General features: G+C 70.0%; 27 protein-coding genes. 14 read left to right on the top strand and 13 right to left on the bottom strand.

Going from position 1 to position 24042, the window contains the following annotated elements:
- Positions 1 to 30: 30 nt before the first annotated feature.
- Positions 31 to 1152, bottom strand: a complete 1122-nt coding sequence (locus tag CJ226_RS15195) for a heme A synthase (protein WP_102209709.1) — start codon at positions 1150 to 1152, stop codon at positions 31 to 33.
- Between the two features lie 232 nt (positions 1153 to 1384).
- Here CJ226_RS15195 and sufB point away from each other — a divergent pair, with 232 nt between their 5' ends.
- From sufB to CJ226_RS15160, 7 genes are all read left to right on the top strand, one after another.
- Positions 1385 to 2803, top strand: a complete 1419-nt coding sequence (gene sufB / locus CJ226_RS15190; RefSeq protein WP_025103651.1) for a Fe-S cluster assembly protein SufB — start codon at positions 1385 to 1387, stop codon at positions 2801 to 2803.
- Positions 2804 to 4009, top strand: coding sequence for a Fe-S cluster assembly protein SufD (gene sufD, locus CJ226_RS15185; RefSeq protein ID WP_062634313.1), 1206 nt, complete (start codon positions 2804 to 2806; stop codon positions 4007 to 4009).
- Positions 4006 to 4332: a non-heme iron oxygenase ferredoxin subunit gene (locus CJ226_RS15180; RefSeq protein WP_025103649.1), complete on the top strand. Its 327-nt coding sequence runs from the start codon at positions 4006 to 4008 to the stop codon at positions 4330 to 4332. The genes sufD and CJ226_RS15180 overlap by 4 nt, the downstream gene beginning before the upstream one ends.
- Positions 4333 to 4335: 3 nt before the next feature.
- Positions 4336 to 5106, top strand: coding sequence for a Fe-S cluster assembly ATPase SufC (gene sufC / locus CJ226_RS15175; RefSeq protein ID WP_025103648.1), 771 nt, complete (start codon positions 4336 to 4338; stop codon positions 5104 to 5106).
- Positions 5107 to 5115: 9 nt separating this feature from the next.
- Positions 5116 to 5445, top strand: a complete 330-nt coding sequence (locus CJ226_RS15170; RefSeq protein ID WP_017202280.1) for a metal-sulfur cluster assembly factor — start codon at positions 5116 to 5118, stop codon at positions 5443 to 5445.
- A 93-nt stretch (positions 5446 to 5538) separates the two neighbouring features.
- Positions 5539 to 6693, top strand: a complete 1155-nt coding sequence (locus tag CJ226_RS15165) for a MalY/PatB family protein (RefSeq protein WP_102209708.1) — start codon at positions 5539 to 5541, stop codon at positions 6691 to 6693.
- Positions 6690 to 8060 (top strand): MFS transporter, encoded by a 1371-nt coding sequence (locus tag CJ226_RS15160; RefSeq protein ID WP_102209707.1) that lies wholly within the window; start codon positions 6690 to 6692, stop codon positions 8058 to 8060. The genes CJ226_RS15165 and CJ226_RS15160 overlap by 4 nt, the downstream gene beginning before the upstream one ends.
- On the opposite strand, the gene CJ226_RS15155 is transcribed toward CJ226_RS15160, so the two are convergent.
- Positions 8023 to 8607, bottom strand: coding sequence for a TetR family transcriptional regulator (locus CJ226_RS15155; RefSeq protein ID WP_102209706.1), 585 nt, complete (start codon positions 8605 to 8607; stop codon positions 8023 to 8025). The two genes, CJ226_RS15160 and CJ226_RS15155, sit on opposite strands and share 38 nt — an antisense overlap.
- Before the next feature lie 50 nt (positions 8608 to 8657).
- Between CJ226_RS15155 and CJ226_RS15150 the strand changes: the two genes are divergently transcribed.
- Both CJ226_RS15150 and CJ226_RS15145 read left to right on the top strand, forming a co-directional pair.
- Positions 8658 to 9371: an energy-coupling factor ABC transporter ATP-binding protein gene (locus CJ226_RS15150; protein ID WP_102209705.1), complete on the top strand. Its 714-nt coding sequence runs from the start codon at positions 8658 to 8660 to the stop codon at positions 9369 to 9371.
- Complete coding sequence (locus tag CJ226_RS15145; RefSeq protein WP_102209751.1) at positions 9368 to 9961, top strand: energy-coupling factor transporter transmembrane component T; 594 nt, start codon at positions 9368 to 9370, stop codon at positions 9959 to 9961. The genes CJ226_RS15150 and CJ226_RS15145 overlap by 4 nt, the downstream gene beginning before the upstream one ends.
- 3 nt (positions 9962 to 9964) lie before the next feature.
- On the opposite strand, the gene CJ226_RS15140 is transcribed toward CJ226_RS15145, so the two are convergent.
- The 4 genes from CJ226_RS15140 to CJ226_RS15125 all read right to left on the bottom strand — a co-directional run bounded on the left by CJ226_RS15140 (position 9965) and on the right by CJ226_RS15125 (position 13916).
- Positions 9965 to 11260 (bottom strand): acyltransferase, encoded by a 1296-nt coding sequence (locus CJ226_RS15140; RefSeq protein WP_102209704.1) that lies wholly within the window; start codon positions 11258 to 11260, stop codon positions 9965 to 9967.
- A gap of 96 nt (positions 11261 to 11356) precedes the next feature.
- Positions 11357 to 12028: a response regulator transcription factor gene (locus CJ226_RS15135; RefSeq protein ID WP_062634324.1), complete on the bottom strand. Its 672-nt coding sequence runs from the start codon at positions 12026 to 12028 to the stop codon at positions 11357 to 11359.
- Positions 12025 to 13293, bottom strand: coding sequence for a sensor histidine kinase (locus tag CJ226_RS15130; protein WP_102209703.1), 1269 nt, complete (start codon positions 13291 to 13293; stop codon positions 12025 to 12027). The genes CJ226_RS15135 and CJ226_RS15130 overlap by 4 nt, the downstream gene beginning before the upstream one ends.
- A 5-nt stretch (positions 13294 to 13298) precedes the next feature.
- On the bottom strand, positions 13299 to 13916 hold the full coding sequence (locus CJ226_RS15125) for a DedA family protein (protein WP_102209702.1): 618 nt from the start codon (positions 13914 to 13916) through the stop codon (positions 13299 to 13301).
- Positions 13917 to 14082: 166 nt separating this feature from the next.
- On the opposite strand from CJ226_RS15125, the gene CJ226_RS15120 reads away from it, so the two are divergent.
- Positions 14083 to 15681: an ABC-F family ATP-binding cassette domain-containing protein gene (locus CJ226_RS15120; RefSeq protein WP_025103638.1), complete on the top strand. Its 1599-nt coding sequence runs from the start codon at positions 14083 to 14085 to the stop codon at positions 15679 to 15681.
- 303 nt (positions 15682 to 15984) lie between these two features.
- Here CJ226_RS15120 and CJ226_RS15115 read toward each other — a convergent pair whose 3' ends face one another.
- From CJ226_RS15115 to CJ226_RS15100, 4 genes are read right to left on the bottom strand one after another with little or no spacing between them, the layout of a single operon-like run.
- The gene (locus CJ226_RS15115; protein WP_062634332.1) at positions 15985 to 16794 is read right to left on the bottom strand and encodes an SURF1 family protein; all 810 of its coding nucleotides are present in this window, start codon (positions 16792 to 16794) and stop codon (positions 15985 to 15987) included.
- Entirely contained in the window at positions 16791 to 16988 is a 198-nt protein-coding gene (locus CJ226_RS15110; RefSeq protein WP_062634334.1) for a hypothetical protein, read from the bottom strand. Before CJ226_RS15110 ends, CJ226_RS15115 begins: the two co-directional genes overlap by 4 nt.
- Positions 16985 to 17329 (bottom strand): DUF3099 domain-containing protein, encoded by a 345-nt coding sequence (locus CJ226_RS15105; RefSeq protein WP_025103634.1) that lies wholly within the window; start codon positions 17327 to 17329, stop codon positions 16985 to 16987. Before CJ226_RS15105 ends, CJ226_RS15110 begins: the two co-directional genes overlap by 4 nt.
- 52 nt (positions 17330 to 17381) lie before the next feature.
- Positions 17382 to 17885 (bottom strand): DUF4190 domain-containing protein, encoded by a 504-nt coding sequence (locus CJ226_RS15100; protein ID WP_180964616.1) that lies wholly within the window; start codon positions 17883 to 17885, stop codon positions 17382 to 17384.
- 140 nt (positions 17886 to 18025) lie between these two features.
- Here CJ226_RS15100 and CJ226_RS15095 point away from each other — a divergent pair, with 140 nt between their 5' ends.
- A complete protein-coding gene (locus tag CJ226_RS15095; protein WP_025103632.1) occupies positions 18026 to 18736 on the top strand; it encodes a beta-ketoacyl-ACP reductase in 711 nt (236 codons plus the stop codon).
- 15 nt (positions 18737 to 18751) lie between these two features.
- On the opposite strand, the gene CJ226_RS15090 is transcribed toward CJ226_RS15095, so the two are convergent.
- Genes CJ226_RS15090 through CJ226_RS15080 form a run of 3 tightly spaced genes read right to left on the bottom strand, consistent with a single transcriptional unit; the run spans position 18752 to position 21411 of the window.
- Positions 18752 to 19447 (bottom strand): alpha/beta fold hydrolase, encoded by a 696-nt coding sequence (locus tag CJ226_RS15090; protein WP_102209700.1) that lies wholly within the window; start codon positions 19445 to 19447, stop codon positions 18752 to 18754.
- Between the two features lie 38 nt (positions 19448 to 19485).
- A complete protein-coding gene (gene serB, locus CJ226_RS15085; protein WP_102209699.1) occupies positions 19486 to 20121 on the bottom strand; it encodes a phosphoserine phosphatase SerB in 636 nt (211 codons plus the stop codon).
- Positions 20122 to 20169: 48 nt separating this feature from the next.
- Positions 20170 to 21411 (bottom strand): glucose-1-phosphate adenylyltransferase, encoded by a 1242-nt coding sequence (locus CJ226_RS15080; protein ID WP_062634342.1) that lies wholly within the window; start codon positions 21409 to 21411, stop codon positions 20170 to 20172.
- Between the two features lie 69 nt (positions 21412 to 21480).
- Here CJ226_RS15080 and glgA point away from each other — a divergent pair, with 69 nt between their 5' ends.
- The 3 genes from glgA (at position 21481) to CJ226_RS15065 (ending at position 23917) form a co-directional block, all read left to right on the top strand.
- Positions 21481 to 22665 (top strand): glycogen synthase, encoded by a 1185-nt coding sequence (gene glgA / locus CJ226_RS15075; RefSeq protein ID WP_102209698.1) that lies wholly within the window; start codon positions 21481 to 21483, stop codon positions 22663 to 22665.
- A 17-nt stretch (positions 22666 to 22682) separates the two neighbouring features.
- Positions 22683 to 23468 carry an ABC transporter ATP-binding protein gene (locus CJ226_RS15070; protein WP_025103627.1) on the top strand — a complete coding sequence of 262 codons (786 nt, stop codon included), beginning with the start codon at positions 22683 to 22685 and terminating at the stop codon, positions 23466 to 23468.
- A 191-nt stretch (positions 23469 to 23659) separates the two neighbouring features.
- A complete protein-coding gene (locus CJ226_RS15065; protein WP_025103626.1) occupies positions 23660 to 23917 on the top strand; it encodes a type B 50S ribosomal protein L31 in 258 nt (85 codons plus the stop codon).
- The last annotated feature ends 125 nt before the right edge of the window (positions 23918 to 24042 follow it).

Here is a 24042-nt window from a genome sequence, read left to right as displayed (position 1 = left end):
GAGCGCGCTATGGATTGTCTGCGCGGCAGGTCAGTCGACGGGGGCGGGTACGACGGCCGCGGTGCGCTTGAGGTGCAGTACGACGACCGTGTAGGTCGCGGCCGACAGCGATGCCAGGACCATGTGGATGCCCACGAGCACGGGCGGCAGCCCCTCCCGCGCCTGCCAGACGCCGACGGCCACCTGCACGAGGATCGCGATGACGAGCACGAGCAGCCACCGGCGGGGCTCGAGGCGCAGGACCCAGGCGGACACCGTCAGGAAGAGCACGAGCGCGGCGAGGATGTAGCCCGGCCAGGAGTGGACGTGGGCGAGGACCGTGGCGTCGAAGCCGCGGCGGAGCACGTCGGCGTCGCCCGAGTGCGGGCCCGATCCTGTCGTCAGCACGCCGAACACGATCGTCACGGCCAGGGCGAGCCCGGTGACGTGCGTCACGATCGCGAACCAGGTGGGGACGGCCCGCTCACGCGGTCCCTCCGGCGTCGCCAGCCGCACGAGGAACGCGGCGGTGATGCAGACGAGCAGGAGCGAAGACGTGTAGTGGAACCCGACGATGAAGGGGTTCAGGCCGGTGAGCACGGTGATGCCGCCGACCAGGGCCTGCGCGACCACGCCGATCAGCACGAGCCAGGCGAGGAGGACGAGATCCCGCCGCGCGGGCGTCGTGCGCACCGAGTGGACCGCCGCCGCGATCACCGCGACCAGGAGCACGGCGGACGCGACGGGGAACGCCGGGAAGTCGGTGAGCGAGATCAGGGCGAAGGCGATCGCTGCGCCGGCGAGACCGCCGACCGCGAACCACAGGGCGTTGATGAGCGCCCGGCGGCCACTGATGGTGTGCAGGACGAGCAGGACGACGGCGATCGCGATGATCCCGACCACGCCGGTCATCAGCCGGTTGCCGAACTCGATCATCCCGTGGATGCCCTGCACCTCGACGATCGGGACGAGCGACTCCGGGGTGCACAGCGGCCACTCGGTGCAGCCGAGGCCGGAGCCGGTCAGCCGCACGGCGCCGCCGGTGCCGATGATGATCGTCTCGCTGAGGAACGACAGCCACGCGAAGACGGTGAGCGCACGACCCCATACCGCGGAGCGGGGGGAGGCCGTCGCCCTGGTCGTCGAAGGGGCGGGGATGGTCGTCTCGGGCATAAGTCCTCCGGCCCGTCGAAGACGTGGCGCACGGCCCGTCCGTCAGGCGGAACCTGTAGAATCGGATTGTTGCGATGAGCGCTGACAGCGCTGAAGCATCGTCAACAGTTTAGGCGCGATGGAAGCGCCCGTGATGAGGGCCCCACCAACGGCACCCGCTCCCGCAGACTCGACGGGGATCAGGTGTGTCGGGGCGGATGACACCGTTTGGGACCTGTGAGGAGAGTGTTGCATGTCGGATGTGCTGATCGACCGCCCGGAGCTCGATGGTCTGGGGGTGTACGAATTCGGCTGGCACGATGAGGATGCCGCGGGTGCCGTCGCGAAACGCGGGATCTCGGAAGAGGTCGTCCGCGGGATCTCGGCCCTCAAGAACGAGCCGGAGTGGATGCTGAAGACCCGTCTCAAGGGCTATCAGCTCTTCGGTCGCAAGCCGATGCCGACCTGGGGTGCCGACCTCAGCGACATCGACTTCGACAACATCAAGTACTTCGTCCGCTCCACCGAGAAGCAGGCGCAGAGCTGGGAAGACCTCCCCGAGGAGATCCGCGAGACGTACGAGCGCCTGGGCATCCCCGAGGCCGAGCGTCAGCGCCTGGTCGCCGGCGTGGCCGCGCAGTACGAGTCCGAGGTCGTGTACCACCAGATCCGCGAGGACCTGGAGGCCCAGGGCGTCATCTTCATGGACACCGACACGGCCCTGCGCGAGCACCCCGAGTTCTTCGAGGAGTACTTCGGCACCGTCATCCCCGCCGGCGACAACAAGTTCGCGGCGCTGAACACGGCCGTCTGGTCGGGCGGCTCGTTCGTCTACGTCCCTAAGGGCGTGCACGTCGAGATCCCGCTGCAGGCCTACTTCCGGATCAACACCGAGAACATGGGCCAGTTCGAGCGGACCCTGATCATCGCCGACGAGGACAGCTACGTCCACTACATCGAGGGCTGCACGGCCCCGATCTACAAGTCGGACTCCCTGCACTCGGCCGTCGTCGAGATCATCGTGAAGAAGAACGCCCGCGTGCGCTACACGACGATCCAGAACTGGTCGAACAACGTCTACAACCTGGTCACCAAGCGCGCCGTGGCGCACGAGGGCGCGACCATGGAGTGGGTCGACGGCAACATCGGCTCCAAGGTGACGATGAAGTACCCGTCGATCTACCTGATGGGCGAGCACGCGAAGGGCGAGACGCTCTCGGTCGCCTTCGCCGGACCCGGCCAGCACCAGGACGCCGGTGCGAAGATGATCCACATGGCGCCGTACACGCAGTCGTCGATCGTCTCGAAGTCGATCGCCCGCGGCGGTGGCCGTGCCGGGTACCGCGGCGAGGTCCGTGTCGACGCCGCCGCCCATCACTCGGCGAACACCGTCCGCTGCGACGCGCTGCTCGTCGACACGAAGTCCCGCTCCGACACCTACCCGGCGATCGACATCCGTGTCGACGACGTGCAGCTCGGCCACGAGGCCACGGTCTCCAAGGTCAGCGAGGAGCAGCTCTTCTACCTGCAGTCCCGCGGTATGCCCGAGGACGAGGCGATGGCGATGATCGTGCGCGGCTTCATCGAGCCGATCGCGCGCGAGCTGCCGATGGAGTACGCGATGGAACTGAACAAGCTCATCGAGATGGGCATGGAAGGATCGGTCGGCTAAATGGCGGCCTCGACGACAGCGCCCAGCGAGGCGCAGCACACGAACGCGCACATCGACCCGGCCGCCCAGGTGGCGGACGCCGGATTCGTCCCGGTGCAGACCCGCTCCGAGCGTCCGCACTCGTTCGACCCTGATGACTTCGGCACGCCGACCGGTCGCGAGGTGAACTGGAAGCACACGCCGGTGGCCGCGCTCACGCCGCTGTTCCGTACCGCGGAGGGCGAGGACGGTGTGCAGTACTCCTTCACGTCCGGCGAGCAGTATGTGGCCGCACCGCTCACGGCGGGCACCGCTCCGCGCGGCGAGGTCTTCCTCGCCGAGGACATCACCGCCGCCGTCGCGTGGCAGGGCGCCTCCGAGGCCCTGCACATCCGCATCCCGCGCGAGGAGGAGGTCGCCGCGCCGATCTTCCTGTCGCTCACGGGCGCCGGTGCAGACCGCCGGGCGGACGCCCACATCGTGATCGAGGCCCTCGAGCACAGCGCCGCCACGGTGGTGCTGCAGCACAAGGGCTCGGCGCAGTACGCCCAGAACGTCGAGATCATCGTCCGCGACGGCGCGAAGCTCACCGTCGTCTCCGTGCAGCAGTGGGACGACGACGCCGTGCACGCGGCCGCCCACCAGGCGAGGGTCGCGGCCGACGCCACCCTCAAGCACTTCGTCGTGAGCTTCGGCGGCGGCGTGGTGCGCGTGAACCCGAGCGTCGAGCTCGCCGGTGCCGGCTCCGAGGGCTACCTCTACGGGCTGTCCTACGCCGACTCCGGTCAGCACCTGGAGAGCCAGGTGTACCTGCACCACAAGGGCCCGCACACGACCGGCGACGTGCTCTACAAGGGCGCGCTGCAGGGCGAGAGCGCCCACAGCGTGTGGATCGGCGACGTGCTGATCGGGGCGGAGGCCACCGGCACCGACTCCTACGAGGCCAACCGCAACCTGGTGCTCACGGAGGGCGCACGCGCCGACTCCATCCCGAACCTCGAGATCGAGACGGGCGACATCGTCGGCGCCGGGCATGCGAGTGCCACCGGCCGCTTCGACGACGAGCAGCTCTTCTATCTCCAGGCCCGCGGCATCCCGGAGGACGAGGCCCGCCGACTGGTGGTGCTCGGCTTCCTCACCGACATCGTGCTGCGCCTCGGCATCCCCGACCTGGAGTCGGAGCTGCTGGCCGCCATCGAGGCCGAGCTCGCCGAGGTGGACGCGTGACCGCGCAGCGCGTCTGCGGCGTCTCCGAGCTGGAGCAGGACACGCCGCTGCGCGTCGAGCCGGACGGTGTGCCGATCACGGTCATCAAGGACGGCGAGGGCGTCATCCACGCCATCGGCGACACCTGCACCCACGGCGACATCTCGCTGTCCGAGGGCTTCGTGGAAGGCGACACGGTGGAGTGCTGGGCCCACGGCTCGGCCTTCTCCCTGATCACCGGAAAGCCCCAGAATCTCCCCGCATATGAGCCCGTCCCGGTCTACGTCGTCGAGATCGACGGCGACGACGTGCTCATCGATCCCGCTGTGACGAAGGAAGTCTGAAGAATGTCTGTTCTCGAGATCCGCGACCTGCATGTGACGGTCGAGACCGAGGCGGGGACCACCCCGATCCTCAACGGAATCACCCTCACCATGAACACCGGTGAGACCCACGCCATCATGGGCCCCAACGGCTCCGGCAAGTCCACCCTGGCCTACACGATCGCCGGCCACCCGAAGTACACGGTCACCTCCGGCTCCATCACCTTCGACGGTGAGGACGTCCTGGCGATGAGCGTCGACGAGCGCGCCCGCGCCGGTCTGTTCCTCGCCATGCAGTACCCGGTCGAGATCCCCGGCGTGACCGTGACGAACTTCCTGCGCACCGCGAAGACCGCGCTCGACGGCGAGGCGCCCTCGATCCGGCAGTGGACCAAGGACGTCAAGGAGTCCATGGCCAACCTCCGCATGGACCCGAAGTTCGCGCAGCGCAACGTCAACGAGGGCTTCTCGGGCGGCGAGAAGAAGCGCCACGAGATCCTCCAGCTCGAGGTGCTCAAGCCGAAGTTCGCCGTGCTCGACGAGACCGACTCCGGCCTCGACGTGGACGCGCTGAAGATCGTCTCCGAGGGTGTCAACCGCGCGAAGGAGTCCACCGGCCTCGGTGTGCTGCTCATCACGCACTACACCCGGATCCTCCGCTACATCCGCCCCGACTACGTGCACGTGGTCGTCGCGGGCAAGATCGTCGAGGAGGGCGGCCCCGAGCTCGCCGACCGTCTGGAGAACGAGGGCTACGACCGGTTCCTCGACCCCTCCGCTCCCATCGAGGCGTAGGCTGATCGCATGACAGCGACCCTGACGGACGAGAAGTACGACGCGGTCACCGAGGCTCTCAAGGACGTGATGGATCCTGAGCTCGGGATCAACGTCGTCGACCTCGGACTCATCTACGACCTCGCCTGGGACGACGAGAACGACGCTCTCGTCATCCACATGACGCTGACCAGCGCGGGGTGCCCGCTCACGGATGTCCTCGAAGACCAGACGGCGCAGGCCCTCGACAACGTCGTGGACCGCTTCCGCATCAACTGGGTGTGGATGCCGCCGTGGGGACCCGAGCGGATCACGGACGACGGGCGCGACATGATGCGTGCGCTCGGTTTCGCGATCTGAGCGTTCCGGTCACCTGACCACCAGACGAAGCGGGCGTGCCGGGCACGCCCGCTTCGACGTCTCCGCATCGATGCGGGGAGAATCGGAGGACGAATGCTGTCGGTGAAGGCCCTGCCGCTGTCGGAGCTGCGTGAGCGCACCAGCGAGAAGTGGCGGGAGTATCCCGAGGACGTGCTGCCGCTCTTCGTCGCGGAGATGGACTTCCCGCTCGCCCCGGCGATCACCGCCGCACTGCAGCGGGCGCTGGATCTCGGGGACACCGGGTACATCGCCTCGCGGACACCGCTGGCGGAGGCGTACGCGGGTTTCTCGGAGCGCCGCTTCGGCTGGCGCCCCGACCCCGCGCGGATGCGCAGCACGGCGGACGTGAGCATCGGCATCGTCGAGATCCTCCGTCGCGTCACGCAGCCGGGGGAGCGCGTCGTCGTCACGCCGCCGGTCTACCCGCCCTTCTACGACCTCGTGGCCGAGGCCGGTGCCGAGGTGCAGCGCGTCCCGCTGCGCGACACCGGGACCGGCTGGGAGCTCGACCTCGACGGGATCCGCGCCGCCTTCGAGGACGGCGCGACGGCCATGCTCCTCTGCAACCCGCACAACCCGACCGGCACCGTGCACGATCGTGAGACGCTGTCCGCGCTGGCGGAACTTGCCGAGGAGTACGGCGCGACGATCGTCTCCGACGAGATCCATGCGCCGCTCGCCCAGCCGGGCACGGGATTCACGCCGTTCCTCGCCGTGAGCGACGCGGCGGCCCGCATCGGCTATGCGGTTCTCAGCGCGAGCAAGGCGTTCAACCTCGCGGGGCTGAAGTGCGCGCTCATGGTCACCGCCGCGGAGGAGACGTCCGCGGTCGTGCGCGATCTGCCCGTCGAGGTGGAGTGGCGGACGGGGCAGTTCGGTCTCCTCGCCGCCGTCGCCGCGTTCTCGGAGGAGAGCGACGCGTGGCTCGACGGTCTCCTGCACACACTCGACGAGAACCGCGTCCTGCTCGAGGACCTGCTCGCCCGCCACCTGCCCGCCGCCCGCTACCGTCTTCCGGACGCGGGATACCTCGCGTGGATCGACCTCTCCGCCCTCGGCTGGGGAGACAACCCCGCCCGGAAGATCCTCCGCGAGGCGAAGGTGGCGCTGCACTTCGGCCCGGCCTTCGGCGAGGAAGGGGCCGGGCACGTGCGACTCAACTTCGGCACGAGCCCGGAGATCCTCACCGAGGCGGTCGAGCGCATCGCCGCGCTCGTCGAGCGATGACGGCAGCGGATCCCACCGCCACGATCTGGGACCGCAGCCGGTTCTGGGTGACCCTGGGTGCCGTCGCCCTGATCTTCCTCGCCGCGATCGAGGCCCTGGCGGTGACCACGGTCATGCCGATCGTCAGCGACGCCTTGGACGGGCAGTCGCTGTACGCGGTCGCTTTCGCCGGCACGCTCGCGACCAGCGTGATCGGGATGGTCGCGGCGGGGTCCTGGTCGGACGCGCGTGGTCCGCGCGGAGCGCTGTACGCCGCCGTCGCCCTCTTCATCCTGGGGCTGCTGATCTCCGGGTTCGCGACGACGATGTCCCAGTTCCTGATCGGACGACTGGTGCAGGGGCTCGGCGCGGGTGGGCAGACGGTGGCCCTGTACGTCGTGGTCGCGCGACTGTATCCGCCGCATCTGCACGGCCGGGTGTTCGCGGCGTTCGCGGCCGCCTGGGTGGTCCCGTCGATGATCGGGCCCTTCCTCGCGGGAGCCGTGGCGGAGTACCTCGATTGGCGCTGGGCGTTCCTCGGCGTGGCGGTCCTGACCGCGATCGCGTTCTCGATGATCGCGATCCGACTGCGGGGCGTCGATCTCGGCCGCGGGGAGCCGCAGGACCGCCGGGCGCTGCTCACCCGTCTGCTGCTGGCCGTCGTCGTGGCGGTGCTCGCGGTCGTGATCGGACTGTCCGCCGAGCTCGATCCGGCGATCGGGTGGCCGGTGGCACTGGGGGCCGTGCTCGCGATCGGTGTCGTCGTGCTGCCGCTCCTGCCGCGACGGACCCTCCGAGCCGGCGCCGGGCTTCCCAGCGTCGTGCTCATGCGTGGCGTGGCGGCCGGGGCGTTCTTCGCCGCGGAGGCTTACATCCCGTACCTGCTGATGCGGAAGTTCGACTTCTCCGCGACCTGGGCCGGAGTCGCCCTGATGCTCGCGGCCTTCGCCTGGGCCGGGGCGTCGGCTGCGCAGGGCCGCTACGGTGAGCGGCTGGGCAATCACCGCATCACGGCGCTCAGCCTCGGCGCACTGCTCGTGGCGATGCTCTGCGTCCTGGCCGCAGCGGCGTTCGATGCCTCCCCGGTCTTCGTGATCGTCGGGTGGGCGTTCGCCGGGGGCGGCATGGGGCTGCTGTATCCGCGGCTCACCGTGCTGACGCTGGCCTACTCGGACGAGACGAACCAGGGATTCAACTCCTCGGCGCTGTCGATCTCGGATGCCGCGGGTTCGGCGGTCGCCATCGCGCTGGCGGGGCTCGCCGTCGCCACCCTCGGCGGCGGCGCGGACGCGTTCGCCGTCGTGTTCGTCCTCGGTGTCGGGCTGGTGCTGCTCGCGGTGATCCCCGGGCTCAGGCTCGGGCACGCCGCGGAGTCATCGGTGCGCTGAGCTCGCCGGCCAGAGCGAGGACGCCGAGGTCGAACACCCGGTCCAGGCCCGCGGTGACGTCGATCTCGCCTGAGGCCGGGAGTGCGCCATGGCTGTCGGCGTGCATCCGCTGCTGGACGAGGGTGGCATGGCCGAGCACGAAGTGCAGGATCGCCGCCCCGCGATCCTCGGCGTTCGTGGCGCCCTCGGCGTGGAGGGCGGCGACCAGGGCGTCGCGGGCGTGTGCCGAGCCGAGTTGGAGCGCGTACGTGCTGAGGACGAGCTCGGCGCCGTCCCGGTAGGCGAAGAGGGCGTCGCGGAGCGCACGGGCGGTCGCGAGCACGCCCTCTGCTCCGTCCGGGACGGTCGCCGTGATCCGATCGGCGAGGTCGGCGAGGAGCTCCTGCTTGTTCGCGACGTGCCAGTAGAGCGCGCTCGGCTGCACGTCGAGCCGGGCCGCGATGCGGCGCATGGAGAGATCGGCCAACCCCACCTCGTCGAGAAGCGCGAGGGCGGTCCGTGCGACGCTCTCCCGATCGTGACGGGCGGGATTCGTCTCGGGACTCATGCCCCCACTATAGTGAACGGCGTTCAGGTGAACGGTGTTCAGGAGGATGCATGCGCTGGCGGGAGCGGGACGCGACGACGATCGCGGAGCCGGGGGTCCTGCGTCTCGACAGCGTGGGAGTGACCGTCGACGGCCGCGTGCTCCTCGACGACGTGACGCTGGAGCTGGCCGCACGGCGCATCGCCGTGATCGGAGCGAACGGCTCGGGGAAGTCGACGTTCGCCCGGCTGCTGAACGGCCTCATGACGCCGACCACGGGAACGGTCACCGTCCACGGCCTCGACGCGCTCCGGGAGCGGACCGCCGTGCGCCGTCGGGTGGGCTTCGTCTTCACCGATCCGGATGCCCAGATCCTGATGCCGACTCCGGCCGAGGATCTGGCGCTGTCCCTCCGAGGGCGGCCCCGTGACGAGATCGCCGCCCGCGTGCAGGAGACGCTGGACCGCCACGGTCTCGGCGCCCACGCCGACATCCCGGCGTCGTCGCTCTCGGGAGGACAGAAGCAGATGCTGGCCCTCGCCGCGGTGCTCCTCGCCGAGCCGGCGCTGATCGTGGCGGACGAGCCGACGACACTCCTCGACCTGCGCAACGCGCGGCGGATCGGAGACCTCCTTCTGTCACAGGAGGCGCAGGTGCTGATCGTCACCCACGATCTCGAACTCGCGGCCCGCTGCGACACCGCCGTCCTGTTCGACGGCGGGCGCGTCGTCGGACAGGGAGAGCCCGAGAGGGTCATCGCACGCTACCGCCGGTTGTGCGCATGATCGTGCCGTCCCCGGTCGGTGCGGGACTGCTGCATCGGGTGCCGGCCGGTCCGAAGCTGGCGGGTCTCGCCATCGCGGCGCTCGCGTTGACGCTGTTCCCGCACGGGCCGCTCAGCATCGCGGCCTGCCTCGCGACCGTGCTCGCGCTCTACCCGATCGCGGGGGTGCCGCTCTCCGCCGCGGTGACGGAGTTGTGGCGGCTGCGTGCGGTCCTGCTCGTGCTCGCGATCGCCCTGGCCGTCTTCGTGTCTCCCGTCGCCGCCTGGGTGAGCACCGGCCGGGTCGCCGTGCTGCTGCTGCTCGCCGCCCTCCTCACCCTGACGACCCGGATGTCCGATCTCCTGGCCGTGCTGCAGTGCCTCCTGCGTCCGCTGCGGCGCGTCGGGGTCGATCCGGAGGCGGTGTCGATGGCGGTGTCGCTCACGCTGACCCTGGTTCCCGTCGTGGCCGGACTCGCGCAGCGGGTGCGGGACGCGGAGCGCGCACGAGGAGTCCGCCTGGGCGTGCGCGGCGTGGTGCCGTTGCTCGTGCTGACGCTGCGCCACGCGGATCAGGTCGGCGATGCGCTCGCGGCCCGCGGGGTCGGCTGACGGTCACACCAGGACGGGGCGTCCGGGGCGTCCGGCCAGCCGCAGCGCCGCGACCAGCAGCAGCACCGCGAGGGCGGCGGTGGAGACGGTCGTGCCGAGGACGAGCAGCAGCACCACTCCGGTGAGGCCGAGGACGGTTCCCACGGCCAGGCGGCGCCGCGAGGACGTGGCCTGCGGCGAGGGGTGATTCTCGAACCGGTCGACACGGACCGCGACCATCGCGGTGAGGACGACAGCCGTCAGGAGCCACAGCGGGCGGGCGGCCCACCACTCCGCACTGTCGAGCGCGGGCAGAGTGAATCCGCCGAGGAGGGCGGCCACGGCCGTCGCCCCGGCCATCGCCAGCAGCACCGGCATGTGCCAGAGGTAGATCGTCATCGTCCGCCGCGTGACGAAGGCGGTGAACGCGGCCACCGGACGGCGAAGACTGAGGCGCGCGATGTGCGCCCGGTACAGGGAGAACAGGATCGTGTGGATCAGCCCGACCAGCAGCAGGGCGCACGTGGGCGGATTGATGTTGGCGATGAGGTCGGGGGAGTACGCGCCGATGAGGAACAGGGCGACGAGCACCCCGAGGGCGCCGATGCCGATCGTGACGCGGGTCCGGCGACGAAGGGCGTCCACGCGGCCGTCGGCGAGGAGGAATCCGAGCTGCTGCATCGTCAACCACACGAAAGCGAGGTTGAGGAAGCCCACGGCGTCCGTCCCGGTGACGGCCCGCAGGACATCGACCGCCACGGCCGCGGTGGCGAGGACGGTGATCGTGCGCAGGGGCGCGCGCTCGTGCAGGGCGACGAGCGCGGGGAGCAGCGCCTGACACAGCAGGAAGACCCCGAGGAACCACAGCGGCTGTCCGTATCGGAAGCCGGCGACCGCGATGAGATCCGGCGCGACGCCGACGACGGTGAGCACCGCGAGCGCGACCCCGACCGCGCCGACCGTGAACAGGGTCGGACGCAGGAGCCGGTGCACCCGACCGGCCACGAAGGCGGTGGCGCTGCCGCCGCGGGCGCGCAGGCGGCGGTACGCGAGGAGCCCCGAGAACCCTCCGATCACGAAGAAGAGCGGCATCACCTGCAGCAGCCAGCTCAGCGGCGCGATCCAGCTCGTGCCGTCGCTCGCGTTTTCGAACACCGGCCCGGTCTCGGACACCGTGACCCCGACCATGACGGCGTGCAGCAGGACGACGCCGAGCACGCAGAGGGCGCGCACGACGTCTATGCCGGTGTCGCGGTGACCCGCGTGGCCGGATGAAGCGGGGGCGGGGGTGCTGAGGCGTGGAGCCGCGGCGATGACCATGAGTCCTCCTGGGAACGGTGTCCTCGGAGGCTATGGAGGCGGTGGTGGGCGGGACATCACTCCGTGGTGTCGTTCTGCCCCCTACGCAGGGGTGACTCAGGCGGAGGGCTCGACCAGGCCGGTGTCGTACGCGAGGATGACGGCGTGCACACGGTCGCGGAGACCGAGCTTCGCGAGCACCTTGCCGACGTGGGTTTTCACGGTCTGCTCGGCGATGAACAGGTCGCCCGCGATCTCGGTGTTCGACCGGCCCTTGCCGATGAGGACGAGGACCTCCCGCTCGCGGTCGGTGAGATCGGCCAGGGCGGTCGCAGACCGCCGTGAGGCCGGCCGCCGTCCGGCGAACTGCTCGATCATGCGCCGGGTCACGCTGGGGGCGAGGAGGGCATCGCCGCCCGCCACCACGCGCACGGCGTGCACGAGCTCCTCCGGAAGAGCGTCTTTGAGCAGGAACCCGCTGGCCCCGGCGGCGAGGGCGTCGTAGACGTAGTCGTCGATGTCGAAGGTGGTGAGCATGAGGATCCGCGGCACGTGCGCGGCAGGATACGACGGACCGAGGATGCGGCGGGTGGCCTCGATGCCGTCGAGCTCCGGCATGCGGACGTCCATGAGGATGACGTCGGGATCGAGCCGCGCGGCGAGCGTCACGGCCTCCGCGCCGTCGGCCGCCTGGCCCACCACGCGGATCCCCTCGTGCGCGTCCAGCAGGGCGGCGAAACCGGCGCGGACCATCGCCTGGTCGTCGGCGATGAGCACGCTGATCGTCACGGGTTCTCCTTGTCTTCCGCCGAGGCGGTCGGGGTGGTCGGTGCGGCCGTCGCAGACAGCGGCAGGGTGGCCTCGACGGTCCAGCCGCCGTCGTCGGACGGCCCGGCGGCGAGGCTTCCGCCGAGCAGCTCGGCGCGCTCGCGCATTCCCCGGAGGCCGTAGCCGCCGGAGGGGCTCTCGGTCGGCTGCGGCGGTGCGGCGTTGCGCACACGGATGTGCAGGGCGTCGGCGTCGGCATGGAGCCGGACGGTGACGCGGGCACCGGGCGCGTGGCGGACGGCGTTGCTCAGCGCCTCCTGCACGATGCGGAAGGCGGCGATCTGCACGCCGGGTCCCGCCGCGGAGGCCACTTCCATCCCCTCCAGCACGAGGCCGACCTCCACCCCTGCCCTGCGGATCGTGTCGACGAGGGCCGGGACGTCGTCCAGTCCCTGCTGCGGTGCGAGCTCGGCGTGCTGGTCCTCGGTGCGGAGCACTCCCAGCATGCGCCGCATCTCGGTGAGCGACGTACGCGCGGTGGCGGCGATGTCGTCGAACTCGGCGGCGGCCTCGGCGTCGAGGTCCGCGATCCGGTAGCGCGCGGTCGACGCCTGCACCTGGATCACCGACATGCTGTGCGCCACGACGTCGTGCAGCTCCCTGGCGATCCGGGTGCGCTCCTCCACGAGAGCACGCCGGGATTCCTCCAGCGCGCTGTGCTCCTTCTCCCTCGTCAGCTCCGCCGCGACACGCACGCGACCGGCGACGAGGACGGCGATGAGCAGCATCGCGGCGGCGACCGAGGTCGTCACGATGAGATTGGCGGTGGCGCTGCCGGAGCTCGCCGGCGTCGCGACCATGTCCGGGCGCAGCAGCGGCGCCGTCAGCGAGGTCAGTGCGCCGATCACGAGAGTGAGGCCTCCGAGGCGGGCTCCCTGCACGAAGGACATCACGCCCACGAGGAGGACGAAGGCCAGGAGCGCCGGTACCGACCAGGGCCAGGGGGAGTGGATCGCGCGCGCCGGCTCGACGAGGAGCGGCAGCAGGAAGGCGCCGGCGGCGAAGACGACGATCGCCGTCCGCGGCCGGGAGGGGACGAGGAGGGGAGCGCCGCACACGGCGGCGCCGAGCAGGAAGGACAGGGGCAGCGGCGTGCCGGAGAGCACCGTCTGAAGGGAGACGAGGAGCGCGTACAGCACGACGACCGCCGCAGTCAGCGCCACGAGGGCGCCGGTGCGACGGCTCATCCGTGGCGGGCGCGGGGTGCGCTCTCGGCGGCGTGCCATGCGTCTCATCCTGCCAGGTGCACGACCGGCGTACGGCGTCGGCGGAGCGCCGCGATCCGGTCGATGATCACACCGACGAGCAACGCGACGACGATGCCGATCGCGGCGCTGAGCACGGGCTGGTCGTGCAGCCAGGCGCCGGCGAGGAGCCCGATCGCGAGACTGAACACGCTCCAGCTCACACCGGCGATGAGGCTCAGCGGGAGGAACCGCCGCCAGGGGAACCCGAGCGCTCCGGCGGACATGTTCACCGCGACGCGTCCGATCGGGATGTAGCGGGCGCCTAGGATCAGCGTGGCACTGCGGCGGTCGAGGGCGCGCTGCGCGAAGGCGAAGGCGGCGGCGACGCGGGGCCGCCGCATCCAGGCGAACCTCGTCGTGCCCAGTCGGCGCCCGATGAGGAACGCGATGTTGTCGCCGATCGCGGCGCCCAGGGCGGCGACGGCACCGAGCAGCACGATGTTGCCGTCGCCGGTGGACGCGGCCACCGCCGCCGCGGCGACGAGGACCGTCTCGCTCGGGACCGGCGGGAAGAACCCGTCGATCACAGTCACCGCGAAGAGCACGGCGTAGAGCCAGGGGGAGGCGATCGCCTGCAGGATGAGGTCGTTGAGGATGTCCACTCCGGCACCGTAAGCAGGGGGTGGGGAGAGGGGCATCACTCCGGGGTATCGCCCCGGTCACCCTGGAGAGGGATATCCGTGCCGGGCGTCGCCACAGGCAGGGCGGCATATACTGGTTGGCTGGCCGGTCGGCCACCACCTCCTCCCGAACGAACGGACGTCCGCTGTGCTTGCCGTGCACGACCTCGAGATCCGCGTTGGCGCGCGCCTGCTGATGGAGAACGTCTCGTTCCGTGTGTCCGACGGCGACAAGATCGGCCTCGTCGGACGCAACGGTGCGGGCAAGACCACGCTCACCAAGGTGCTCGCCGGCGACGTGCTGCCCTCCGGCGGCACCGTCACCCGTTCCGGCGAACTCGGCTACCTGCCGCAGGACCCCCGTTCGGGCAACCCGGAAGACCTCGCGCGTACCCGGATCCTCGACGCCCGCGGCCTCGGTCAGCTCAACCTCGGCATGACGGAGGCCTCGCTCGCCATGGGCTCCGACGACCCCGCGGTCGCTGCCAAGGCGATGAAGCGCTACGCCGCGCTCACCGAGAAGTTCGAGGCGCAGGGCGGGTACGCGGCCGAGGCCGAGGCCGCGTCGATCGCGCACAACCTCTCGCTGCCGGACCGCATCCTCGACCAGCCGCTGTCGACCCTCTCCGGCGGCCAGCGTCGTCGCATCGAGCTCGCGCGCATCCTCTTCTCCGACGCGCAGACGATGATCCTCGATGAGCCGACCAACCACCTCGACGCCGACAGCGTGGTGTGGCTGCGCGAGTTCCTCAAGAACTACAAGGGCGGGCTGATCGTCATCAGCCACGATGTCGAGCTCGTGGGCGAAACCGTCAACCGGGTGTTCTACCTCGACGCCAACCGCCAGGTCATCGACATCTACAACATGAACTGGAAGAACTATCTGCGGCAGCGCGCTGCGGACGAGGAGCGTCGCAAGAAGGAGCGGGCCAACGCCGAGAAGAAGGCGACGACGCTGCAGCAGCAGGCGGCGCGCTTCGGAGCGAAGGCGTCGAAGGCGGCGGCAGCACACCAGATGCTCGCGCGCGCCGAGAAGCTCCTCTCCGGGCTGGAGGACGTGCGTCAGGAGGACCGCGTCGCGAAGCTGCGGTTCCCGAAGCCCGCCCCCTGCGGCAAGACCCCGCTCATGGCCTCCGGGCTGTCGAAGTCGTACGGCTCGCTGGAGATCTTCACCGACGTCGACCTCGCGATCGACCGCGGTTCCAAGGTCGTCGTGCTCGGTCTCAACGGTGCGGGAAAGACGACGCTGCTGCGCATGCTGGCAGGTGTCGACAAGCCGGACACCGGGCAGCTCGAGCCCGGACACGGCCTCAAGGTCGGGTACTACGCGCAGGAGCACGAGAACCTCGACGTCAGCCGCTCGGTCCTGGAGAACATGGTGTCGGCCGCTCCGCACATCACGGAGACGGAGGCTCGCAAGGTGCTCGGCTCCTTCCTGTTCACCGGCGACGACGTCCTCAAGCCGGCGGGTGTGCTGTCCGGTGGCGAGAAGACCCGGCTGTCGCTGGCGACGCTCGTCGTGTCGTCCGCGAACCTCCTCCTGCTCGATGAGCCCACGAACAACCTCGATCCGGCCTCCCGCGAGGAGATCCTCGGGGCGCTGGCCCACTACGAGGGTGCCGTGGTGCTCGTGTCGCACGACCCCGGCGCGGTGCAGTCGCTGAACCCCGAGCGGGTCCTCATCCTGCCCGACGGCGTCGAGGACATCTGGAGCCAGGAGTACCAGGACCTCATCGAGCTCGCGTAGCGGGTCGTGGCATAGTCGGAGGATGGCGGCGCACCCGGGCGTCCGACCGGAACCACACCCGGATCGTGTACGACGTCGTCGCCCGCGGATGGCGGCATATCGTCACGGGCTCTGCTCGAGAGCGCTAGAGATCCAGAACGACCGAAAGCGTCCCGCAGGCGGGATCGAAATGGTGCTTCCCGACGGTCCGAAGGGCCCGTTTCCGATCCTGCAGCGGCAGGGTGGGCCGTCCGGGATCGAAAGGGTGCCGGGCAGCGCAGCGTCCGGCGCATTCTCGCGGTCGCGTGACGCTCGGCGGGTGCGTCACCGGGCGTCGAGCAGTTCGTCCTCGGCGTCCGCGTCGCGGTCGCGGCGTTTCGGTGCCTTCACCGGTGCCGGCTTCCCCTCGACCTCTTCGCGGTGCTTCACGATCTCCGTGCGGATGATGTACCCGATGAAGATGAAGCCCATGATGGCGAACAGGATCCACTGGATCGCATAGGACAGGTGCGGACCCGGGTCGTCGGTGGGGGACTCGAAGCCGCCCAGCGCCGTCTCGGCGGCGGGCTGCTCCTCGACCAGGCGTCCGTACGTACCGGTGATCACCTCGTCGCCGACGAGGTCGGCGATGGACGGGAGGTGGATCGTGGGCACCTGGCCCTCCGGAGCCCCGCGTCCGGACCCGGGAAGCGGCTCGCCGGGGCGCAGGCGGACGGTCACCGTGACCTCGCCAGACGGTGGAGAGGGGACAGCGTCCGGGAGCTCGCCCTCGCCCGGTGCCACCCAGCCGCGGTCGACGATGAGCACACGACCGTCCGTGTCGCGGAAGGGGACCAGCACCTCGAACGCGCTCGTTCCGCCGTGGGGACGGTTGCGGACCAGGAGCTGCTCGTCGGCGAGGTACTCGCCCTGCAGCGTGACGGGGCGCCATTCGTCCGCGGGGTCGAGCTCGTCCTCGGCGACCACGTCGGCGAGGGGGACGGCCGGGGCGTCGTAGTTCTGCTCCACCAGCGCGATCTGCTCGGCGCGGGATTCGTTCCTCTCGAACTGCCAGTTGGAGAGGAAGACGCAGGCGATCGCGAATCCGATGGCGATGAGGACGTACACGCCCCAGCGGGTCAGGCGGTTGCTCATGAGGAGGGCACCCCGTCTCGCACCGTCACCGGGAAGTCCCGCGCGGCCAGGTAGTCGTGGAGGAAGCCGACGTGCTCATCGCACGCCAACCAGATCTTCTCGCGGTCGGCGGCGTGGATACGCGGGTTGCGCCAGACGACCTGCCTCGTGGCCGCGCTCCGGCAGCCGGCGCGCGAGCAGATGAGCGCGCTCATCGGTCGGTGCGGCCTTCGCGGATGGTGATGACGTCGGGGGCGGTCTCCGGAGCGAGCGATGGTGCGGGCGGCGCGTCGATCTCGCGCATCGGCGACTCGGCGGCGGTCTCCGTGCTGTCGCTGCCGGCGTTCGCGAAGACGACGGCGATGTACGGGAGCACGGCGGCGGCCAGCGCGAACACCCAGGTCCACCAGCCGAACGGCTGCACGAAGAACATCAGCCCGAAGCAGACGATGCGGATCGTCATCGTCAGGGCATACCGGCGCACACGATGGTCTCCCTCATCCCGCGGGGACTGCGGCAGTGAGGTGACGGCCGGGACTCGACGTGCGTTCTTCACGATGGTTCCAGCCTACGCCGCCGTGGCGACATCGGCGTGCCCGGGCGAGACGTCAGCTCGCGAAGACGAACGGCAGGGTGAAGGCGCCGAAGACGACGAGGCCGATGATCGTCGAGACGATGGTGAAAATCAGCACGCCGATCATGACGTAGCCGAGGATGAGCCCGGCGATCGCCATGCCGCGGCCGCCGAGACCGGGAGTGCGACGGATCTGTCCGAGCGCCATGTGACCGGTGATCACGGCCGCGATCGAGGCGAGCATCGGCACGATCGCCCAGAACAGCACGACACCGGCGATGCCGCAGACGAGGGAGGTGATCGCGAGTCCGCTGGACGGCCGCGCAGGCGCGGCTCCATACGGCTGCGGGGACGCGTACTGCTGAGGGGCCGCGTATTGCTGAGGCGCCGAGTACTGCGGAGGCGCCGAAGACGGCTGCGTGGCGGCGTTCGCCGGCGGTGCCGGGGGGAACCCCGGGTATGCCGGGGCGGAACCGGGAGCCGGGGGGAAGGCCGGGGGCTGCTCGCCGGACGAACCGGAGATACGGGGATCGCTCACGCTGGTGCCTTTCGTCGCCCTCAGAGTCCCAGGAGGCTCCCGGTCTGTCAAACGACCGTCGTGAAGGCGGCACGGCAACGTCGCTAGGATCGATCACGGTCCGGAACCCCGGCCCTCGACCCCAGACCCAGGAGTGTCCCATGAGCGCGGAGCGCGTCGTCCTCGTCACCGGAGGCAACCGCGGCATCGGCCGCGCCATCGCCGAGCGCTTCGTGCGGGAGGGTTACCGGGTGGCGGTGACCGCTCGCAGCGGAGAGGGTCCGGAGGGCACCCTGACGGTGCGCGCCGACGTCACGGACGCCGCCGCTCTTGACGCGGCCTTCACCGAGGTGGAGCAGCAGCTGGGTCCGGTGGAGATCGTCGTCGCCAACGCGGGCATCACCAAGGACACCCTGCTCATGCGTATGAGCGAGGATGACTTCGACAGCGTCGTGGCCACAAACCTCGGCGGTACCTTCCGCGTCGTCAAGCGTGCGTCGAAGGCGATGCTGCGAGCGCGGTTCGGACGTGTCATCCTCATCTCCAGCGTCGTGGGCCTCTACGGCTCCGCGGGGCAGACGAACTACGCCGCCTCCAAGAGCGCGCTGGTCGGTTTCGCCCGCTCGCTCACGCGCGAGCTCGGCGGACGCGGCATCACCGCCAACGTGGTGGCCCCCGGCTTCATCGAGACCGACATGACGGCGGAACTCCCCGAGGAGACGCAGAAGCAGTACAAGGCGAACATCCCCGCCGGGCGTTTCGCGACGCCGGATGAGGTCGCGGGCGTCGTGACCTGGCTGGCGAGCGACGACGCCGGCTACATCTCGGGCGCCGTCATCCCGGTCGACGGTGGTCTCGGCATGGGGCACTGACCCCCGCAGTCCTCGTCAGCGATCGATCGCGCGCACGAGGAGCTCCGCGAGACGCTCGGGCGTCGAGAACTGCGGCCAGTGTCCGGAGCCGATCCGGACGACCTCGGCGTCGCCGATCGCCCGATACTCCTCGGCGTACGGACCCCACTGGCTGATCACCGCGTCGAAGGCGTCTTGATCCAACCCTCCCATCAGCAGGGTGACCGGGATGCGGTACCGTGCCGGGTCGTGCAGAGCGAGCTCATCCGTCGGCACCCGCGCGGGGACGCTGTGCGTGAGCGGGGCCGTCCTCGCACGAGTCTCGTCGTCCAGATCGTGCACGTCCTCGTCGGGGAAGAATCCCCAGCCCGGGAACGGGACGACGCCGTCCTGCACCGGGAACTCGCTGATGCCCGAACCAGGGGGCGGCGGCACGGTGTCGACGAAGACGACCCGGGTCACGCGGTCCGGTCGCGCGTCGGCGACGCCCCAGGCGACGTTGCCTCCGCCGCTGTGCCCGACGACCACCACGTGGCCCTCCGCCGCATCGACGGCGGCGACCGCGGCGGCGACCCAGTCGTCGATCCCGACACCCGCCGCCGTCTCCGCAGACGCGTCGAGCCCGGGCATGGTCAGCGGACGAGGGCGATGCCCGGCGCGCTCGAGGGCAGGCACGACGTCGTCCCAGCTGGAGGCGTCGAGCCAGAGGCCGGGGATGAGGATGATGTCCATGACCCGACCGTAGACCCGGCCCCGGACATCGGCCAGGGTCAGGGGAGGAGCGGGATGACCGTTCCGAGGTCGACCGGGCCGATGACCAGGCTCGCGGACTCGCGGACGGCGGGCTTGGCGTTGAAGGCGAGCCCCAGGCCGGCGACCGCCATCATCGGGAGGTCGTTGGCGCCGTCGCCGATCGCGATGGTCGCGTGCGGCGCCACGCCGAGTTCCTCGGCCCAGGTGCGCAGCCAGAAGGCCTTGGCCGCGCCGTCGACGATGTCACCGTCCACCCGCCCCGTGAGCGCGCCGTCGGCGACCTCGAGGCGGTTCGCGCGCCACTGGTCCACGCCGAGTCCCGGCGCGACGTCGTCGAGGATCTCGTGGAACCCGCCGGAGACGACGCCGACGACGCCGCCCCGTGCGTGCACGGCGGCGGTGAGGTCGCGGACGCCCGGAGTCGGCTCGACGCGGGCGCGAACGCGGGCGAACGCCTCGACGGGAACGCCCGCGAGGGCAGCCACCCGGGAGCGGAGGCTGGTCGCGAAGTCGATCTCCCCGCGCATCGCGGCTTCCGTGGCCGCCTGCACCTCGGCGCGACGGCCGGCCTCCTCGGCGAGGAGCTCGATCACCTCGTTCCGGATGAGCGTGGAATCGGCATCGAGGACGACGAGGAATCGCGCGGTGGTCACCCCCCGAGCCTAGCGACCGGGGGACCGGAGCCCGTGCCGCATGACGCGTCAGCGTTCGATGAACACACCCTTGCCGACGACCGTGATCCCCGACTCCGTGACCGTGAACCCGCGGGCGAGATCCCGTTCGCGGTCGACGCCGACCGTGGCGCCGTCGGCGAGGACGACGTTCTTGTCGAGGATCGCGCGGTGCACGCGGGCACCCTGACCGACGTGGACGTGATCGAACACCACGGAGTCCGTGATGGTCGAGCCGCCGCCGGCGAGCGTCCACGGGCCCACGACGCTGCGTTCGAGGTGCGTGCCGGACAGCACCGAGCCCAGCGACACGATCGAGTCGATGGCGTTGCCGATCCGCCCCACCGAGTCGCGGACGAACTTCGCCGGCGGGGAGTTGACCGCTTGCGAGTGGATCGGCCACTCCATGTTGTAGAGGTTGAAGATTGGGAGCGTCGAGATCAGGTCCCGGTGCGCGTCGAAGAACGAGTCGATCGTCCCCACGTCGCGCCAGTAGGAGCGGTCGCGCGGCGACGATCCAGGGACCTCGTTCTGCTTCATGTCGTAGTAGCCGGCTTCGCCGCGGTCGACGAAGTACGGGACGATGTCGCCGCCCATGTCGTGGCTCGACGTGGGCAGCTCCCCGTCGGCCTCGACGGCCGCGATGAGGGCGTCGGTGTCGAAGATGTAGTTGCCCATCGAGGCCAGGACCTCGTGCGGGGAGTCCGCGAGACCCGTGGCGTCGGTCGGCTTCTCCAGAAACTGCCGGATCCGTCCGGATTCCGGATCGGCGTCGATGACCCCGAACTGAGACGCCAGAGCGAGCGGCTGACGGATGCCGGCAACCGTCGCCTTCGCGCCGGACTCGATGTGCGCCTCAAGCATCTGCCGGAAGTCCATCCGATAGACGTGGTCGGCGCCGATCACGACGACGATGTCGGGCTTCTCGTCGTTGATCAGATTCATGCTCTGCAGGATCGCGTCGGCGGATCCGGAGAACCACCGCTTGCCGAGCCGCTGCTGGGCCGGGACCGAGGCGACGTACGAGTCGAGCAGCGCCGACATCCGCCACGTCTGCGAGATGTGCCGGTCGAGGCTGTGCGACTTGTACTGGGTCAGGACGACGATCTGTCTCAGCCCGGAGTTGATGAGGTTCGAGATGGCGAAGTCGATCAGGCGGTACTGGCCGCCGAACGGGACGGCAGGTTTTGCGCGGTCGGCCGTCAGCGGCATGAGTCGCTTGCCCTCGCCGCCAGCGAGGATGATCCCGAAGACCTTCTTTGGAGCGGACATGGGTCCACCATAGATCCCGTTCGGCGCGGGGAACTAGCATCTGGACAACCCGCTCGATAGCGTCTAGGCATGCGAGTCGAGATGATCACCAAGGAGTATCCGCCGGAGATCTACGGAGGCGCAGGTGTGCACGTCGCCGAACTCGTCTCCGCACTGCGTCGGGACATCGATGTGACGGTGCGTGCGTTCGGCGCGCCGCGCGACGAGGAGGGCACCTTCGCCTACCGCGCTCCCGAGAGCCTCTCCGCTGCCAACCCCGCGCTGCAGACACTCGGGACGGACCTGGAGATCGTGTCGGCCATCGCGGGCGCCGACGTCGTGCACAGCCATACCTGGTACGCCAACTTCGCCGGACACCTCGCCTCCCAGCTCCATGGGATCCCGCACGTGCTCACGGCGCACAGCCTCGAGCCGCTGCGGCCGTGGAAGGCCGAGCAGCTCGGGGGCGGCTACGCCGTGTCGAGCGGCATCGAGAAGCTCGCCTACGAGAACGCCGCCGCGGTGATCGCCGTGAGCGCCGGCATGCGCGCGGACATCCTCCGCAGCTATCCGCAGGTCGACCCCGCGCGGGTCCGGGTGATCCACAACGGGATCGATGTGGAGCGCTGGCGTCCGGTGCAGGATCCGGCCTTCCTCTCCTCGATCGGTATGGATCCTGACCGCCCCTCGGTGGTCTTCGTCGGACGCATCACACGGCAGAAGGGGCTGCCCTACCTTCTGCAGGCGGCACGGCTGCTGCCGCCCGAGGTCCAGCTCATCCTCTGCGCCGGTGCTCCGGACACGCCGGAGATCATGGCGGAGGTCCAGGAGGGGGTGCGGCTGCTGCAGCAGACCCGAGAGGGCGTGGTGTGGATCGAGCGGATGCTGCCCCGGGACGAGCTGTCGGCGATCCTGGCCGCGGCGACCACCTTCGTCTGCCCCTCCGTCTACGAGCCGCTCGGGATCGTGAACCTCGAGGCCATGGCCTGCGGAGCGGCCGTCGTGGGAACCGCGACCGGCGGCATCCCCGAGGTCGTCGACGACGGTGCGACGGGCCGCCTGGTCCCCATCGAGCAGGTGCAGGACGGCACGGGCACACCGACCGACCCCGACCGCTTCGTCGCCGATCTCGCGGCAGTCCTCACCGAGGTCGCCACGGATCCGGCGCGGGCGCGGGAGTACGGGGAGGCCGGTCGGGAGCGGGCCCGCACGCAGTTCAGCTGGGGCGCGATCGCCGACGAGACCCGCGCGCTCTACGCAGAGCTGTCCGCCTGAGCCGATAGGCTTTCGGTATGCCGATCGCTCTGGAGTTCACCGACGTCGTCGTGCGCCGAGAGGGGCGCAACATCATCGATCACGTGACCTGGCAGGTCTCTGACGATCAGCGATGGGTGATCCTCGGGCCGAACGGTGCGGGGAAGACGACCCTGCTGCAGCTCGCGGACACGCTGATGCACCCCACCTCGGGCACGGTCACCGTTCTCGGCGAGACACTCGGACGCGCGGACGTCTTCGAGATCCGTCCGCGGATCGGGTTCGCGTCGTCGGCCATGGCCAAGCGCATCCCGCGTGACGAGACGGTGCTCAACACCGTCCTCACGGCGGCGTACTCCGTGCTCGGGCGCTGGAACGAGAGCTACGAGGACATCGATGAGCGGCGTGCGCTGCGCGTGCTGGGCGACTGGCGTCTCGCGCACCTCGCCGACCGCACCTTCGGCACGCTGAGCGACGGTGAGCAGAAGCGCGTGCAGATCGCCCGGGCGGTCATGACGGACCCGGAGCTCCTGCTGCTCGACGAGCCGACGGCCTCGCTCGACCTCGGGTCGCGCGAGGAGCTGCTGGCTCTGCTCGGCGGCTATGCGTCGGCGCCGACGACGCCCGCGATGCTCATGGTCACCCACCACGTCGAGGAGATCCCCGTCGGGTTCACGCACGTGCTGCTGATCCGCGACGGCGCCGTGGTCGCCGCGGGCCCGATCGCGGAGACGCTCACCGCGGACGCCCTCGGCGAGACCTTCGGTATGCCGATCGCGCTCAGCAGCGAGGACGGGCGCTACTCCGCCCGCGCCGCCTCCTGACCTCGGCCCTCTCGTGGGTTACTGAGCTCGGTTCCGATGGGTTACTGACCTCGGTTCCGATGGGTTACTGACCTCGGTTCCGATGGGTTACTGAGCTTGTCGAAGTACTGGTAGAATCGATCCTTGGTGCGTTCGGCACCACAGACTTCCCTCGTCCCTGGCACAATCCAGGGCAGCAACAAAGGAATCCCATGAAGACTGACATTCACCCCGAGTACAAGGCTGTCGTGTTCCGCGACCTGGGTTCGGGCGAGACCTTCCTCACCCGCTCCACCGTCACGAGCGACAAGACGATCGAGCTGGACGGCGTGGAGTACCCGGTGATCGACGTCGAGATCTCCTCGGCCTCGCACCCCTTCTACACGGGCAAGCAGCGCATCATGGACTCGGCCGGCCGCGTCGAGAAGTTCAACCAGCGCTTCAAGGGCTTCGGCGGCTCCTCCAAGTAAGACCGCCCACGAAGGCCCCGTACTCCTCCGAGTGCGGGGCCTTCGTCATGTCCGGGGTGGACGAGTCGCTCAGACGTCGATGACGATGCGTCCGCGCTCGATACGGCCCGGCGGATCTCCGGGGG

Origin of the sequence: Microbacterium sp. UMB0228 (assembly GCF_002871415.1) — a bacterium.
GTDB lineage: Bacteria > Actinomycetota > Actinomycetes > Actinomycetales > Microbacteriaceae > Microbacterium.
This window is presented reverse-complemented; position numbering and strand designations above follow the sequence as displayed.

What these genes read in the sequence shown, in the direction of transcription:
- CJ226_RS15170 (WP_017202280.1), top strand. Translation starts at nt 5,116, where the DNA reads ATGACAGCGACCCTGACGGACGAGAAGTACGACGCGGTCACCGAGGCT.
- CJ226_RS15080 (WP_062634342.1), bottom strand. Translation starts at nt 21,411, where the DNA reads ATGTCCGCTCCAAAGAAGGTCTTCGGGATCATCCTCGCTGGCGGCGAG.
- CJ226_RS15065 (WP_025103626.1), top strand. Translation starts at nt 23,660, where the DNA reads ATGAAGACTGACATTCACCCCGAGTACAAGGCTGTCGTGTTCCGCGAC.
- CJ226_RS15165 (WP_102209708.1), top strand. Translation starts at nt 5,539, where the DNA reads ATGCTGTCGGTGAAGGCCCTGCCGCTGTCGGAGCTGCGTGAGCGCACC.
- sufB (WP_025103651.1), top strand. Translation starts at nt 1,385, where the DNA reads ATGTCGGATGTGCTGATCGACCGCCCGGAGCTCGATGGTCTGGGGGTG.
- glgA (WP_102209698.1), top strand. Translation starts at nt 21,481, where the DNA reads ATGCGAGTCGAGATGATCACCAAGGAGTATCCGCCGGAGATCTACGGA.
- CJ226_RS15155 (WP_102209706.1), bottom strand. Translation starts at nt 8,607, where the DNA reads ATGAGTCCCGAGACGAATCCCGCCCGTCACGATCGGGAGAGCGTCGCA.
- CJ226_RS15145 (WP_102209751.1), top strand. Translation starts at nt 9,368, where the DNA reads ATGATCGTGCCGTCCCCGGTCGGTGCGGGACTGCTGCATCGGGTGCCG.
- sufC (WP_025103648.1), top strand. Translation starts at nt 4,336, where the DNA reads ATGTCTGTTCTCGAGATCCGCGACCTGCATGTGACGGTCGAGACCGAG.
- CJ226_RS15195 (WP_102209709.1), bottom strand. Translation starts at nt 1,152, where the DNA reads ATGCCCGAGACGACCATCCCCGCCCCTTCGACGACCAGGGCGACGGCC.
- CJ226_RS15110 (WP_062634334.1), bottom strand. Translation starts at nt 16,988, where the DNA reads ATGAGCGCGCTCATCTGCTCGCGCGCCGGCTGCCGGAGCGCGGCCACG.
- CJ226_RS15160 (WP_102209707.1), top strand. Translation starts at nt 6,690, where the DNA reads ATGACGGCAGCGGATCCCACCGCCACGATCTGGGACCGCAGCCGGTTC.
- sufD (WP_062634313.1), top strand. Translation starts at nt 2,804, where the DNA reads ATGGCGGCCTCGACGACAGCGCCCAGCGAGGCGCAGCACACGAACGCG.
- CJ226_RS15150 (WP_102209705.1), top strand. Translation starts at nt 8,658, where the DNA reads ATGCGCTGGCGGGAGCGGGACGCGACGACGATCGCGGAGCCGGGGGTC.
- CJ226_RS15115 (WP_062634332.1), bottom strand. Translation starts at nt 16,794, where the DNA reads ATGAGCAACCGCCTGACCCGCTGGGGCGTGTACGTCCTCATCGCCATC.
- CJ226_RS15130 (WP_102209703.1), bottom strand. Translation starts at nt 13,293, where the DNA reads ATGGCACGCCGCCGAGAGCGCACCCCGCGCCCGCCACGGATGAGCCGT.
- CJ226_RS15140 (WP_102209704.1), bottom strand. Translation starts at nt 11,260, where the DNA reads ATGGTCATCGCCGCGGCTCCACGCCTCAGCACCCCCGCCCCCGCTTCA.
- CJ226_RS15070 (WP_025103627.1), top strand. Translation starts at nt 22,683, where the DNA reads ATGCCGATCGCTCTGGAGTTCACCGACGTCGTCGTGCGCCGAGAGGGG.
- CJ226_RS15090 (WP_102209700.1), bottom strand. Translation starts at nt 19,447, where the DNA reads ATGGACATCATCCTCATCCCCGGCCTCTGGCTCGACGCCTCCAGCTGG.
- CJ226_RS15095 (WP_025103632.1), top strand. Translation starts at nt 18,026, where the DNA reads ATGAGCGCGGAGCGCGTCGTCCTCGTCACCGGAGGCAACCGCGGCATC.